The organism is Halalkalibacter sp. AB-rgal2 (assembly GCF_041821005.1).
GTDB lineage: Bacteria > Bacillota > Bacilli > Bacillales > Bacillaceae_D > Halalkalibacter.
In genome coordinates, this window is the sequence record NZ_JBGUAV010000034.1 from 1 (window position 1) to 13,066 (window position 13,066).

A 13,066-nucleotide genomic window follows, 5' to 3' on the forward strand; every position below is an offset into this window, starting at 1 on the left:
CTTAAATAAAAAAAGAAAAAGGATAAAATAATTCCCACTACCAAAAGATACATCCAATATCTTTCCATTTTACGATAATCCAAAAACATAATCCCAGTCATTACAACCAAAGCAATGATGCTTGAAATGAGTTGAACTCGAACATAATGTAAACTTGAGATTCCAGAAAATGTTGGCAGAGAATATAAAGTCACCATTCCAATGCTAATAACAGCCAGCAATAACCCAATCGTCCACCAATCGATTTTAGGTTTATGAATTTGATGCATTTTCTTTCCAAGTGTTAACGGATTTCCTAATTGTTCAACTGCCTTTTTCTCTGATTCTATTTCAGATAACCCTTCTGTCAACATTTCTTGTTTACGCTCTATAAAGTGACTCGTCAATTCAGCCTCTACAAACTGTTGCGCTTCTTTTGAACGGATTTGTGCTTTTACTTCGTTTATAAATTGTTTGAACACTTGCCTACTCATCCTCTTAAACCACCTTCCCAATCTAGACGGAAAGATGTTTTATTTCCCTCTTCATTTTCTATTTCTACTAAACGTTTTCTTCCTTTGTTTTCGATATGATAGTATTTAATTTTTGCCCCTTTGTTATCTTCCCATTGTGATTGAATATATCGTTTGCTTTCTAATTGATGTAACAAAATGTACACGGAACCTTCATTGTTTTGAAAATCCTCTTTCCCTATTCTCTTCTTTAGATCGTTCAGAATCGCAAACCCCGTTTTAGTTGAATCATATAACGTTTGTAAAATCATAATTTCTATTTTTTTTTGCTTCAATGGATCGACTTGTATCAATGTTTTCTTTTTTTGATTTTCTGTAAATTGCACACGTTCAAATACCGTTTTGTCAAACGCATGTTTTACGTTCATTAGTGGATCATTCATTCGCTCTCCTCCTGCACTTAATAAATTTTTAATCAGCTTTCTAGCACGGTTTAATCTCGTTTTAATCGTATTTTCATTTTTTTGAGTCATTTGACTAATTTCTCTAGTCGTCCATTCCTCGTAATAATACAAATAAACAACTTCTCTATATGCTAAAGGTAGCTTCAATACTGCATTCGCAAGCCTTTTCTCTTCAGACTGTTGCATGAATCTTTGCTCAATTTGAACTTCATTGGCGATCGTATTATGAACGAAATCGTTATCTAATACAATTTGACGGTAATGCCAACTTTTCAAATAATCTTTGCAATGATTCATGGCAATCCGAAACAACCACGTTTTAACTGAAGCTTGATGCCGAAAAGTATGTAGCTTTTTAAAAGCTTTAATAAATATTTCTTGAGTTAAATCTTCTGCTGTTGCGTAATCTTTCACATATGTATACACAAGCTGCTGTATAGCTTGTCCGTAGCAATCCATCATTTCATCAAGTAGCTCATACTGTGATGAAACGGACTGATGATTCGTAAATCGTTCGACACGGTCCATTCTCTCACCCCTTCCTCACCACTTTGACGAGTCTATCTTGCTTTTCGTTTCATTATTTCCCTTTTTTCAAAGTTATTTCTCATCCCATTATGTCGATAGACGATCAAATGTCACTATGTTGAACAAAATATGTACTTTGACCCTTATTTGGATTCTTAGTAACAATTGTTTGGTTTGAAATGAGCATCTGCATAATAAGTTGATTATAACTTAACTAATTTAGGAAAATATTAAAAAATCAGTATAAATCAGTTATACTAATTGTAAGCACAAATGAGGAGGAATTTATATGGCTTTGTTAGAAGGCTTTGAACTAGCATGTAATAATAACGTTGTTTTTTTATCTCCAGATACACTCTTTTCCCCTTACAAAGGCTATGGGTTTCTATTTGATACACCTATTTCAAACAATGAAGACAAACATGACTCTTACCCAGGGAACTATACACTTCCGTTCGCTCCTAGCTTAATCATTCAAGTAGAAAACGGAAACTATCAAATGAAAATCACATTCGGTTCAGATCACTATGATTCGTGCACGACTGTTATTGCAGGAGCTGGTCAAAGAATTCATCATCTCATTCATGTTGATAAAGGGCAGTCGAAAACGATACTTGCCGCAGTTCCTGTTCATTCAAAAGAGCTCCGTCTCGCTTTTACAGGTATACACCCAGCTATCCGCTCCATTGAATTATCACGTCATCATGATATTCGCACGATTTTCCTTTGTGGAGATTCTACGGTTGTGAACCAACCATCCAGCCAATACCCCTACACAGGCTGGGGGCAATTTCTACCAAACTTCTTAACCGAACACGCCGTTGTTTCAAACCATGCCCGTTCAGGCAGAAGTACGAAAAGCTTTATTGAAGAAAAACGACTGGAAGAAGTCGAGAAGCAACTACAAAAAGGTGACATTATGATGATTCAATTTGGTCATAATGATGAAAAAGATCATGAAGGTGGAACACAACCTTATACATCCTTTACAGATCATTTGAATATGTTCGTACATATTGCTAAAAAGTATGGTGCACATCCTACCCTTGTAACTCCAGTGCATCGCCGTAAATTTGATCAGAGCGAAAAAGTTATAAACACACATGGTGAGTATTTGCTAGCTATGAAAGAATTTGCCTCTATGCAGCACGTTAGTTATATTGATCTTGCTATGAAAAGCAAATCTCTGTTTGAACGATTAGGACCACGCACCTGCAAGAGTCTCTTTATGTGGCTTGAACCTTCAGAATTTGGATTTCATCCTGAACGAGTAATGGACGATACTCACTTTTCAGAGCTAGGTGCTTTTCATATAGCAAAGCTTGTAGCAGAAAGCTTAAAAGAAATACATGACGACAAACACATCGTTGTTTAATTGAAAATGTAATTACGCATTTCTATTCAAACGCCTATTAGCTTTTTTATAATTGAGAATGATTCTATTTGACAATTCTATTCATTATTCGTTATACTAACTTTTGTTACTTAGTATGTATAGCAACCAAATAGTGAGGGATGCACATGAATCTAACCTTTCAGGATTACATTAGTATTTCCATTCATAGAACAGACTTAGTCCTAACAAATGTCATAAAATCTAAGCTTGCACCCTTTAACCTTGCACCAGAGCAGAACCTTATTATGATGCTGCTATGGGAGAAAGACGGCTTATCACAAAATCAACTAGTCGAAAAGCTAAATAAAGATAAAACGAATATTGCACGAATGGCGGCAAGTTTAGAGTCAAAAGGCTTTGTTAAAAGGGAGCACTGTCCTAATGATAGACGACTAATGAAGCTCTATTTAACAGCTTGTGGACAGAATTTAGGCAATGAAATCATTCCAATCGCCGAACAATTTAATAATCATGTCACAAATGGTCTGTCCCGAGATGAGATTCATGAGCTTGAACGGTTACTTTTGAAAATTAGAGAAAATGTTCAGTAATGAACGAGCACCTTACGCTCTTTTTTGTTGCTATAACAACTTAAACAATAAAAAAGGTTGCTACAACAACCATTTACATTCAGTTGGAGGTTTTTTATTCATGGCAAACGTATTATTTATTAAAGCAAATTCTCGACCAGTAGAACAAGCAGTTAGTGTACAATTATACGAAGCGTTTCTTCAGGAGTACAAGAAAACTCATCCCGAAGATGAAATCATTGAGCTTGATCTATTCAAAGAAAATTTACCTTATTATGACACAGATAAAATTAACGGAATGTTCAAATTAGGTAACGGAATCGAACTAACAGCAAATGAGCAAGAATCAGCAAATTTAGTAACCCACTACCTTAATCAATTTTTAGATGCAGATAAAGTCGTTTTTGCATTCCCTCTTTGGAACTTTACGGTTCCTGCCGTGTTACACACTTATCTAGATTATTTAGCTCAAGCAGGCAAAACATTCCGTTATACACCTGAAGGTCCAGTTGGGTTACTACCTGAGAAGAAGGTTGTTCTATTAAATGCTCGTGGTGGTGTTTATTCAGAGGGGCCAGCACAAGCAAATGAAATGGCCGTCAACTATGTTACAGCACTGCTACAATTTTGGGGTGTTACTGACCTTACAAAGGTTATTATTGAAGGTCACAATCAATTCCCTGATGAAGCTGAAACTATTATCTCTAAAGGAATTGAACAAGCGAAAAAAGTTGCTCAGCAATGGTAATTGTGCAATGCGTTACCTATTTTTAAAAGTTTGATACGATTTGGTTTTCCCGTAACAAGCGAGCAACTACAAAGACACTGAAAAAGTACTCATTTACTTTTTCAGTGTCTTTTTAATTTCTTTGTGTGGAGAGTCGTTACAAAAAGGCTAAGCTTTTCTAAGAAGTGAATTCCTATTTCCTATTTCCTATTTCAAAAATACGTGAACATAGGTAGGGATACAACACCCTCCTCAAAAAAAACTTACTTACATAAATTACTTTTTAGCAGCTAACTTATTGCGATTTACAGCAAGTGGTGGTTGCTCCATCCAGCCTTTTCCTATTAGTAACTTCATCCCATCCCCACCATACGTAGCAACCTCCATCATAATTCTAGCAAAATGAGTTGCTAAATCCTTTCTTTGGTCCGCGGCTAAAGCTGCTCCATAATTGCCAATTCCTTTTGTAATTAATAAGTTCGTTTGAATAAGCATAAAGCGATCTGAGAACGGCGAAACTTGACAATCTGTTATTTCATTATCATACGTTTTTACGGTTGAGATGTCTTCCTCCAATAGAATATCATTAAAGATGTGAATATATTTATGAGCAATCTCTTTTCCTCGTAGCAAATATTGTTTAACTTTCGTATCCTCTGCGACTTGCGAAAATGCCATCAATGTTGCCTTTCCAAGAGCATTAGCCTCCGCAACAGTAAATAAATTGGCAACTTCAGTGACATTTAATGGCCTACTCGAATGAATCATGTTTCCTATAAAGCTTTGATCCTTAACGAAATCAATCGTTTCTGGTACAGGGACCAATGGTGGATGTGTATATAATCCTTTAGACAGCATTAAATCCGTTGCTTGTAGCTCAAGCTTTTTCAAATTACTAATAAAATTACTAAATACCTTCTCTAAATCATCTCTTGTCACTTCTGTAAAAGAGTTCGTATATTCTAAAATCATAAATTTCGTCATCGTTTTAATATAATTAATATAATAGGCATCTGTAAATAATCTTGGTGCCTGTAGGTTGACATCTTCTAAAAGGATCGCTCTTGGATCTGGAAAATGTTCTTTTTTAAATAAGCTCTCATATAGCTCAACTTGCTCCTTCGTCATCTTGTGACAAGTTTGTATTAATTTCTTAATATCACGGTCTTCAACGTGCACAAGAAAATACTCAAACATGTAATGAGCCACCGTTTCAATCGTATAACCGCGCCAAAGACTCGACATTTCAACTGAATTTAATTTCGTATTTTTATGCGTAGTTGCGTATTTAGCCGCCATCCTATTCTCCTTTATTACAGACATCTTCTTTAACACTTTTATTCCTTTCATGAATAATCCTGAGAACTTTCTTCTATATAAAATGTGCCTTCATCCTTAAGCGAGCAGTAAGAAATATCCTTAACACTACGAAAACCAAGCTGTTTTAGCTGCTTTCTTAGCCAAAATTCTGTTTTTTTCAAGTCTTGAAGAGATTGAAACTGAATTTGACCATCAATGATTAGTACAACCGTTCGTCTTCTTACATCCTCTTTCATCGAATGACTGCTTTCGATCATTTGTTGGAGCAACTGCTGTTTCTCACCGTTATCTTGAAAACGCTCAACCATTTCCTCCTCTTTCTTCACAAGCCACATATATAATAAATGAATAAGAAGTAAGGTAAGAGTCGGAAGCAAAAAGAGTAATAGGGGCTTCTCAACATAAATAAGAAACACGACACCGAGCTGAGCGATCATAAAGACGACAACGATATTTAACCATTCACGCTTCTGACACAATCGTATCGCGAAAAGCACAATGAAATAAATGAACACTGCCCTAACGATGATTGTTAAATAATCCATCAGCACGCTCTCCTTTTAAATTGCCTTATAATTGTAGTATGACCTAATTTACATCTTATTCAGATGGTAGTTAAAGGAACTCAACTAAATAGCGAAAATATAAATAAATAGTCGAAATGAAAAAGGAAACAAAGGCAATCGGTGCACCGACCTTTAGAAATTCCCAATAACTAAATGGACATTTCGCTCTCAGTGCCATACCGGCAACAATTACATTAGCTGTCGCACCGATAATCGTTGCGTTCCCACCTAAGCAAGCACCTAACGCCAATGCCCACCAAAGTGGATCTAACTCATTCATCCCAAACTCTTGGAATTCCAATATGACTGGAATCATTGCGGCTACAAAAGGAATGTTATCAACAAAGCCTGATAATATTCCAGATCCCCACAAAATAAAAATCGCTGTTTTCGGTAAGTCCCCTTCTGTATAATAAATAATCGCCTTCGCCAGTTCATCTATAATTCCAACTTCCTTAAGACCACCAACAAGTAAAAAAAGGCCGACAAAGAAAAACAAGGTTACCCATTCAACCGAGCGAAATACATCCTCCATATCCTGTTCATCATGTGTGACAAGCATTAATAATAATGCCCCTACCATTGCAATGCTTGTTAAATCCACATGAATAAAAGGTTGAATGATAAAGCCAATCGTCGTAATCGTTAATATCGAGACAGATTTAACGAGTAACGTCTTATTTTTAATATAGAGAGCAGGATTAATCGCCATTAATTTCTTTCGATCTTGATCCGATACAAGCAATTGTTTGCGATACATCCAAAGCAGTCCAAACATTACAACGAAAAAGATCAATATGACAACAGGGCTTAAATTTATTAAAAAATCATTAAAGGTTAAATGTGACACTGCTTGACCAATCATTAAGTTCGGAGGATCACCAATGAGCGTTGCTGTCCCTCCAATATTAGATGCCATCACAACGGTTAGTAAAAAAGGAACTGGTGGCAACTTCAATAATGACGTTAATGTAAATATAATCGGTACTAGCAATAATACAGTCGTCACATTATTTAAAAATGCTGAACCGACAGCTGTTAGACTCGCTACAGCAAAAAGTAACGGAAGCGGACGACCTTGAACTTTCTTTGCTAAAGAGACAGCTATATATTCAAAAAAACCACTCTGACTCGTAATAGAAACTAAAATCATCATTGCTAATAGCAACGTAATCGTATGCCAATCAATATGATGTAAAAAAGCGATGTTAATATCATATACACCGAAAACGAGCATAAGAACTCCACCAAAACAAGCAATCACCGCTCGATTAAACTTTTCAATGATGATAAAAAAATAGCTCGCTAAAAAAATGACTAAGGCTAAGGTGACGGCCATGAAATGAACTCCCTTCCACTCATTTCTACCATCGTATGACTTGTCTTACTTAAACATGTCTACCTTTTCTTTTAGGAAATACGTCTATTTTGAACAAGCCTGAATAAGCTTTAATAAAATATAATCAGAAAGGTGTGTCTTACTTTATGAATAACCGAGGATTTTTCCCCGCAATTTTATTCGGTTTCATGACTATTCTCGTCCTTATCTTGACGACGAGCCTTGTTATTTCGCTTATTCTGTCATTTAGCTCGTTAACAGAAAAATCCGTACATTGGTTTATTATTACGATTGCCTTTTTAGCGATGTTTACTGGAGGCTTAATAGCTGGAGGACGTGCGAAAGAGAAAGGCTTATTAGTAGGGGCAATAACGGCACTTATGTTCTCTTTGCTCACATTTCTTATTCAATTTTTAGGTTTTGATGTTAGTTTTTCAAATGAACAATATCTATTCCATGGATTATATATATTAACAGGAGCAATAGGCGGAATCGTCGGAGTTAACCTTTCAAGTGAATAATCGAGCCATTATAATAAAAAAGATTCCCACCCGAAAAGGTTGAGAATCTTTTTTTGATTCATGTTCACACATGGTTTCGTTACCCCTTACTATGTATCAATCTGGGTTAACAATTTCACGAATAGCTGTGCGATCAAAAGTAAGCTTACGGTTGTCATTTACAAGGATCACAATACGATCTTCATCGATGGCATCAATTGTACCGTGTAAGCCACCAATTGTAATAATTTTATCTCCACGTTGTAATGCACTATGCATTTCATTAATCGCCTTCTGTTTCTTTTGCTGTGGACGAATTAAAAGGAAATAAAAAATCGCAAACATTAAAATAAGTGGTATGACTGTAGCCATTAGTTCCATTTTGTTCCCTCCCTTCATTCAGTTAATCATTCATTAGAAGTTTTTGGCATTTGGTTTATTAAAACCATATTGCTCAAAAAAATCTTCTCTAAAGTCAAGCAAACGATCATCTCGAATCGCTTGTCTTACTTGCTCCATTAAGTTTAACAGGAAATAGAGATTATGATAAGAGGTAAGTCTAAATCCGAACGTTTCTTCACATTTTATTAAGTGACGAATGTAAGCTCTTGTGTAATTTTTGCAAACATGACAATCACAATTTTCATCGAGCGGCCGGAAGTCACGCGCATATTTCGCATTGCGAACGACGAGTCTTCCTTCACTTGTCATTAACGTCCCATTTCGAGCAATTCGTGTCGGTAGCACACAATCAAACATATCAATACCTCGGATTGCTCCATCAATAAGTGAATCAGCTGAACCGACTCCCATTAAATAACGGGGCTTATCAAATGGTAAGTGTGGAGTCGTAAACTCCAATACTCGATTCATGACATCTTTCGGTTCACCAACCGAAAGACCTCCAATTGCATAGCCTGGAAAATCAAGCGAAACAAGATCACGAGCACTTTGCTTACGAAGCTCTTCGTATTCACCACCTTGAACAATCCCAAACAACCCTTGTGCATCTGGACGCTTATGCCCTTCTAAACACCGTTCAGCCCAACGGCTCGTTCGCTCAACAGACTCCTTCATATAATCATATTCAGCAGGATATGGTGGACATTCATCAAAGGCCATCATAATATCAGAGCCTAATGCATTTTGAATCTCCATTGCTCCCTCAGGACTGAGAAATAACTTGTCACCGTTCAAATGGTTTCGAAAATGAACACCTTCTTCTTCAATTTTACGCAAATCACTTAAACTAAATACTTGAAACCCACCGGAATCTGTTAAAATGGGACGATTCCAGTTCATAAATCGATGTAAGCCCCCTGCTTCTTGCACAATATCATGACCAGGACGAAGCCAGAGGTGATACGTATTACTTAAAATAATTTGTGCATTCATTTCTTTCAAATCTTCTGGACTCATAGTCTTTACTGTTGCCAGCGTCCCTACTGGCATGAAGATTGGCGTTTCAAAGGAGCCATGTGGTGTATGGACACGACCGAGGCGCGCTCCTGATTGTTTACATGTTTTTAGATGTTCATATGTTATGGCCGCCATCAACGTTCCTCCTTATATTATAAGCATCGCATCACCGAAGCTAAAGAAACGATAACGCTCTCGTATCGCATGAGCGTATGCTCTCATCATAAAGTCTTTTCCACCAAACGCACTAACGAGCATCATTAGTGTTGATTTCGGTAAATGAAAGTTCGTTAGCAAGCCATCGATTCCTTTAAATTCATAGCCTGGGTAAATAAAAATGGATGTCCACCCTGAGCATTCCTTAAAAGCACTATGCTCACTCATAATGGTCTCTAGTGTTCTGGCAGACGTCGTTCCAACCGCAATAATTCGTCCTCCCTGCTCATGAACAGAGTTTAACAATTGAGCGGTCTGTTCACTCATTTGGTAAAACTCAGCATGCATTTTGTGCTCTTCTATTGTACCCACACTAACAGGGCGAAATGTACCAAGTCCAACATGAAGAGTGACAAACGCGACATGTACACCCTTCGCTTTTACTTCTTCTAGTAGCTCATTTGTAAAATGAAGTCCTGCTGTTGGAGCTGCTGCAGAGCCACTATGTTTCGAGTAAACCGTCTGATAACGCTCTTGATCCGGTAGCGTCTCCTTAATATACGGTGGCAACGGCATTTCTCCTAGCTCTTCTAATACTTCATGAAAAATACCCTCAAATTTCATTTCTAACATCCGACCACCATGATCCGCTTCACCTACACATGTTGCTCGCAGTTGACCATTACCAAACATAATGACAGTGCCCTCTTTCACTCGTTTGGCAGGCTTCACCAACGTTTCCCACACGTGACCTTCCTCTTGCTTCAGAAGTAAAACTTCAATATGGGCACCCGTTTCGTGCTTTGTTCCATAAAGACGAGCAGGTAACACACGGCTATCATTTAATACTAAGCAATCACCAGCTTGAATTTCATCAAGTACATTCATAAACGTACGATCCTTCATGTCTTCTCGGTTGCGATCCAACACAAGCAAACGAGACGCCGTCCGATCAAGTAGCGGCGTCTGCGCAATTAATTCCTCTGGTAAATCAAAATCAAAATCTTCAACATTCATTAGTCTCTCACCTTTAATCTGTCTTCGTCATCTTTTCCTACGTTATCATATCGAAACCGAAGCAAAAGAGCAATGTCTTTCACTATCTTCGAAAAAGGAGGAAAAGCAGTGACAAAACAATACTAACAATAATGCTTGTCATAATTGGAAAATAAACAGTCATATTTTCTCTCTTTATAACAATGTCACCAGGTAGCTTCCCCAATGGTAAAAAACGTCCAATCAACATCCACAGCACACCAATGATAATAAACAAAACACCTAAGCTGATTAAGACTTTTGCTATATTCATTTTGGCTCCTCCAAATGAAAATGTTTATAGCAAATAGGACTAACGATACGTCCACGCGGTGTTCGTTGCAAAAAGCCTATTTGCAACAAATACGGTTCATACACGTCTTCAATCGTTTCCGCTTCTTCACCGATTGTCGCAGCGATCGTTTCTAAGCCAACGGGACCTCCTCTAAACTTTTCGATCATCCCAAGCAGTAGCTTATGGTCAATATGATCAAGTCCTAACTCATCAACTTGGAGCTGTTCAAGTGAATGTGCAGCTATCGCCAATGAAATCGTACCATCACCTTGAACTTGCGCAAAGTCACGGACTCGACGGAGCAAGCGATTAGCAATACGAGGTGTTCCACGTGAGCGGCGCGCAATTTCAACAGCTGCCTCCCCATCAATATCAGCTTGAAAAATCTCGGCCGTTCTTAGGACAATCTGTGTTAACTCAGATTCTGTATAATACTCTAACCTTGCCATCACGCCAAATCGATCACGTAATGGTGCAGAGAGCATCCCTGCTCTTGTTGTCGCCCCCACTAATGTGAATGGAGGTAAATCAAGACGGACAGACCTCGCTGTCGGACCTTTTCCAATGACAATATCGAGACAGAAATCCTCCATCGCAGGGTATAGCACTTCTTCTACCATCCGGTTTAAACGATGAATTTCATCTATAAAAAGGACATCCCCGGGCTCTAAACCAGAAAGAATAGCTGCTAGATCACCGGGACGTTCGATTGCTGGACCAGATGTTGTCCGCATATTCACACCCATTTCACTAGCTATGATCGCTGATAACGTTGTTTTTCCTAGCCCTGGAGGCCCATAAAGTAAAACATGATCCAAGCTTTCCTCACGCATTTTCGCAGCTTCCATAAATACGTTTAGATTTTGCTTTACTTTTTCTTGTCCAATATATTGAGCAATCTGCTGTGGGCGGACTTGTTGATCAAGTGAATCCTCATAACCTTGCTCCTCCGCTGAAACGACTCGTTCCTCCACCAACACTTCCTCCCTTCCCTAGCTTTTTAACATATATTGTAGCGCTCTTTTAATATAACCATCTGTTGTAAGCTCTTCGTTCTCTAAATACGGTCGAACCTTTTTAAGCTCTTTCTCAACATAACCTAATGCCCGTAATGCTTCTAAAGCCTCTTCTAGCTCAGAAGGTGCTGTGCTTACTCGTTCAATAACTTCCTGATTAGATGTTAAATTAGTTGTTAGTTCTTCAAGCTTTCCTTTCAAATCAAGAATCATTTGTCGAGCTGTTTTTTTACCGACACCAGGAAAACGAACGAGAAACGCCTCATCCTCTTGCTCAATGGCAGCAATGACATTTTCAGGCTCCCCTGAGGCTAATATAGCCAATGCTCCTTTTGGACCGATACCTGAAACATTTAAAAGCTTCTCAAATAGTATCCGCTCTTCCTTAGCAGCAAAACCGTATAAACGCAAAACATCCTCACGAACATAATGATATGTATAAATTTGAATCGCTTCACCTACATTAGCTTGAAATCGAAACGGATTCGGACAATAAATTTGATAACCTAAACCTTGATGATCAATGACAATATAAGACAATTCTATTTCAACCAACGGACCACGAATGTAATCAATCACTTTCATATTCCCCTCTCAACACAGTACATTCTATTTTACCATAACTTACTTGTAGTCTCTATGAAGATATAAGAAAAACTGCTCAGTGATCTTTTCTTATTTTGCACTATACTGAATAAACAAAAAAACCAAAGGAGAAATCAACCTTCCCCCCTTGGTTTGTCATATTTCCTTCGCCTTATATTGACTAAATACTTGCAACACTTCTTCATAGTTCCGTAAATCCTTTACAGGTATCCCGTTTTCAAGCTCCGTATAATGATGACTTTTTAATTTTGATGTATCGATATAGAAAAATGTTTGAATCACCTTCTCGTGACTAGGCTCTCCCTCAAAAATGGTCAATACACCTTCCTCCGTCAAACCAAAATAGCCGTTTATTTTTAACAGTGGTGAAATATCATACATCTCTTTTCGAAAAATAATTTCTTCACCGCTTTGATTAATTAACTCCCAATCTTCATAGAAAGCCCAAAAGTCCTCCATCGATAATATCGTTTCTTCTACATATTCCTTGCTTTTTTCTCCATCTAAATAAACTCTTTCTAAAACAACTTGGACTGTTTGTGGAGCAAGAACCTCATATGCTTCTGACTCACTTTCAACATGTTCTTCTTGAATGGTACCTGTTGAATTCTTCATATAGAAAAAAGTTCCGATTAAAACAGCTAATAATATGAGCTGATAAGATTTTATTCTCATACGTGTTCACCACCGTATTTTTCTTAAATTGTGTATACAACA

At 37.5% G+C, this 13,066-nt stretch carries 16 protein-coding genes; 4 read left to right on the forward strand and 12 right to left on the reverse strand.

The features are described from left to right. Together ACERJO_RS19045 and ACERJO_RS19050 are read right to left on the reverse strand one after the other, a co-directional pair. Window positions 1-473 (reverse strand): permease prefix domain 1-containing protein (locus ACERJO_RS19045; protein ID WP_373648536.1); only part of this gene is annotated, 473 nt, incomplete at its 3' end. Further along, entirely contained in the window at window positions 470-1,444 is a 975-nt protein-coding gene (locus ACERJO_RS19050) for a sigma-70 family RNA polymerase sigma factor (protein WP_373648537.1), read from the reverse strand. The genes ACERJO_RS19050 and ACERJO_RS19045, both read right to left, overlap by 4 nt. A gap of 289 nt (window positions 1,445-1,733) precedes the next feature. Here ACERJO_RS19050 and ACERJO_RS19055 point away from each other — a divergent pair, with 289 nt between their 5' ends. From ACERJO_RS19055 to ACERJO_RS19065, 3 genes are all read left to right on the forward strand, one after another. Next, window positions 1,734-2,819, forward strand: coding sequence for a rhamnogalacturonan acetylesterase (locus ACERJO_RS19055; RefSeq protein WP_373648538.1), 1,086 nt, complete (start codon window positions 1,734-1,736; stop codon window positions 2,817-2,819). 146 nt (window positions 2,820-2,965) lie between these two features. Continuing rightward, window positions 2,966-3,391, forward strand: a complete 426-nt coding sequence (locus ACERJO_RS19060) for a MarR family winged helix-turn-helix transcriptional regulator (RefSeq protein ID WP_373648539.1) — start codon at window positions 2,966-2,968, stop codon at window positions 3,389-3,391. A 100-nt stretch (window positions 3,392-3,491) separates the two neighbouring features. Further along, complete coding sequence (locus tag ACERJO_RS19065) at window positions 3,492-4,118, forward strand: FMN-dependent NADH-azoreductase (protein ID WP_247104445.1); 627 nt, start codon at window positions 3,492-3,494, stop codon at window positions 4,116-4,118. Between the two features lie 255 nt (window positions 4,119-4,373). Here ACERJO_RS19065 and ACERJO_RS19070 read toward each other — a convergent pair whose 3' ends face one another. The 3 genes from ACERJO_RS19070 to ACERJO_RS19080 all read right to left on the reverse strand — a co-directional run bounded on the left by ACERJO_RS19070 (window position 4,374) and on the right by ACERJO_RS19080 (window position 7,322). Next, window positions 4,374-5,396 (reverse strand): DUF3231 family protein, encoded by a 1,023-nt coding sequence (locus tag ACERJO_RS19070; protein WP_373648540.1) that lies wholly within the window; start codon window positions 5,394-5,396, stop codon window positions 4,374-4,376. A gap of 47 nt (window positions 5,397-5,443) precedes the next feature. Then, on the reverse strand, window positions 5,444-5,962 hold the full coding sequence (locus ACERJO_RS19075) for a YetF domain-containing protein (RefSeq protein ID WP_373648541.1): 519 nt from the start codon (window positions 5,960-5,962) through the stop codon (window positions 5,444-5,446). 70 nt (window positions 5,963-6,032) lie between these two features. Then, window positions 6,033-7,322, reverse strand: a complete 1,290-nt coding sequence (locus ACERJO_RS19080; protein WP_247104448.1) for an ArsB/NhaD family transporter — start codon at window positions 7,320-7,322, stop codon at window positions 6,033-6,035. A gap of 146 nt (window positions 7,323-7,468) precedes the next feature. Between ACERJO_RS19080 and ACERJO_RS19085 the strand changes: the two genes are divergently transcribed. Further along, entirely contained in the window at window positions 7,469-7,843 is a 375-nt protein-coding gene (locus ACERJO_RS19085) for a TIGR04086 family membrane protein (RefSeq protein ID WP_373648542.1), read from the forward strand. 96 nt (window positions 7,844-7,939) lie between these two features. Here ACERJO_RS19085 and yajC read toward each other — a convergent pair whose 3' ends face one another. From yajC to ACERJO_RS19120, 7 genes are all read right to left on the reverse strand, one after another. Beyond that, complete coding sequence (yajC, locus tag ACERJO_RS19090) at window positions 7,940-8,203, reverse strand: preprotein translocase subunit YajC (RefSeq protein WP_247104450.1); 264 nt, start codon at window positions 8,201-8,203, stop codon at window positions 7,940-7,942. A 33-nt stretch (window positions 8,204-8,236) separates the two neighbouring features. After that, complete coding sequence (gene tgt, locus ACERJO_RS19095; protein ID WP_247104451.1) at window positions 8,237-9,376, reverse strand: tRNA guanosine(34) transglycosylase Tgt; 1,140 nt, start codon at window positions 9,374-9,376, stop codon at window positions 8,237-8,239. Window positions 9,377-9,388: 12 nt separating this feature from the next. Continuing rightward, entirely contained in the window at window positions 9,389-10,414 is a 1,026-nt protein-coding gene (queA, locus tag ACERJO_RS19100; RefSeq protein WP_373648543.1) for a tRNA preQ1(34) S-adenosylmethionine ribosyltransferase-isomerase QueA, read from the reverse strand. A gap of 82 nt (window positions 10,415-10,496) precedes the next feature. Continuing rightward, window positions 10,497-10,706, reverse strand: coding sequence for a DUF2905 domain-containing protein (locus ACERJO_RS19105; protein WP_247104453.1), 210 nt, complete (start codon window positions 10,704-10,706; stop codon window positions 10,497-10,499). After that, the gene (gene ruvB, locus ACERJO_RS19110; protein ID WP_373648544.1) at window positions 10,703-11,701 is read right to left on the reverse strand and encodes a Holliday junction branch migration DNA helicase RuvB; all 999 of its coding nucleotides are present in this window, start codon (window positions 11,699-11,701) and stop codon (window positions 10,703-10,705) included. The genes ACERJO_RS19105 and ruvB overlap by 4 nt, the downstream gene beginning before the upstream one ends. Window positions 11,702-11,719: 18 nt before the next feature. After that, window positions 11,720-12,322 carry a Holliday junction branch migration protein RuvA gene (gene ruvA / locus ACERJO_RS19115; protein WP_373648545.1) on the reverse strand — a complete coding sequence of 201 codons (603 nt, stop codon included), beginning with the start codon at window positions 12,320-12,322 and terminating at the stop codon, window positions 11,720-11,722. A gap of 162 nt (window positions 12,323-12,484) precedes the next feature. Then, window positions 12,485-13,024, reverse strand: a complete 540-nt coding sequence (locus ACERJO_RS19120) for a BofC C-terminal domain-containing protein (protein ID WP_373648546.1) — start codon at window positions 13,022-13,024, stop codon at window positions 12,485-12,487. Window positions 13,025-13,066 lie beyond the last annotated feature (42 nt).

Coding starts and splice junctions, on each gene's coding strand:
- ACERJO_RS19065 (WP_247104445.1), top strand. CDS start 3,492: ATGGCAAACGTATTATTTATTAAAGCAAATTCTCGACCAGTAGAACAA.
- tgt (WP_247104451.1), bottom strand. CDS start 9,376: ATGGCGGCCATAACATATGAACATCTAAAAACATGTAAACAATCAGGA.
- queA (WP_373648543.1), bottom strand. CDS start 10,414: ATGAATGTTGAAGATTTTGATTTTGATTTACCAGAGGAATTAATTGCG.
- ACERJO_RS19075 (WP_373648541.1), bottom strand. CDS start 5,962: ATGGATTATTTAACAATCATCGTTAGGGCAGTGTTCATTTATTTCATT.
- ACERJO_RS19080 (WP_247104448.1), bottom strand. CDS start 7,322: ATGGCCGTCACCTTAGCCTTAGTCATTTTTTTAGCGAGCTATTTTTTT.
- yajC (WP_247104450.1), bottom strand. CDS start 8,203: ATGGAACTAATGGCTACAGTCATACCACTTATTTTAATGTTTGCGATT.
- ACERJO_RS19050 (WP_373648537.1), bottom strand. CDS start 1,444: ATGGACCGTGTCGAACGATTTACGAATCATCAGTCCGTTTCATCACAG.
- ACERJO_RS19085 (WP_373648542.1), top strand. CDS start 7,469: ATGAATAACCGAGGATTTTTCCCCGCAATTTTATTCGGTTTCATGACT.
- ACERJO_RS19120 (WP_373648546.1), bottom strand. CDS start 13,024: ATGAGAATAAAATCTTATCAGCTCATATTATTAGCTGTTTTAATCGGA.
- ACERJO_RS19055 (WP_373648538.1), top strand. CDS start 1,734: ATGGCTTTGTTAGAAGGCTTTGAACTAGCATGTAATAATAACGTTGTT.
- ACERJO_RS19060 (WP_373648539.1), top strand. CDS start 2,966: ATGAATCTAACCTTTCAGGATTACATTAGTATTTCCATTCATAGAACA.
- ACERJO_RS19070 (WP_373648540.1), bottom strand. CDS start 5,396: ATGGCGGCTAAATACGCAACTACGCATAAAAATACGAAATTAAATTCA.
- ACERJO_RS19105 (WP_247104453.1), bottom strand. CDS start 10,706: ATGAATATAGCAAAAGTCTTAATCAGCTTAGGTGTTTTGTTTATTATC.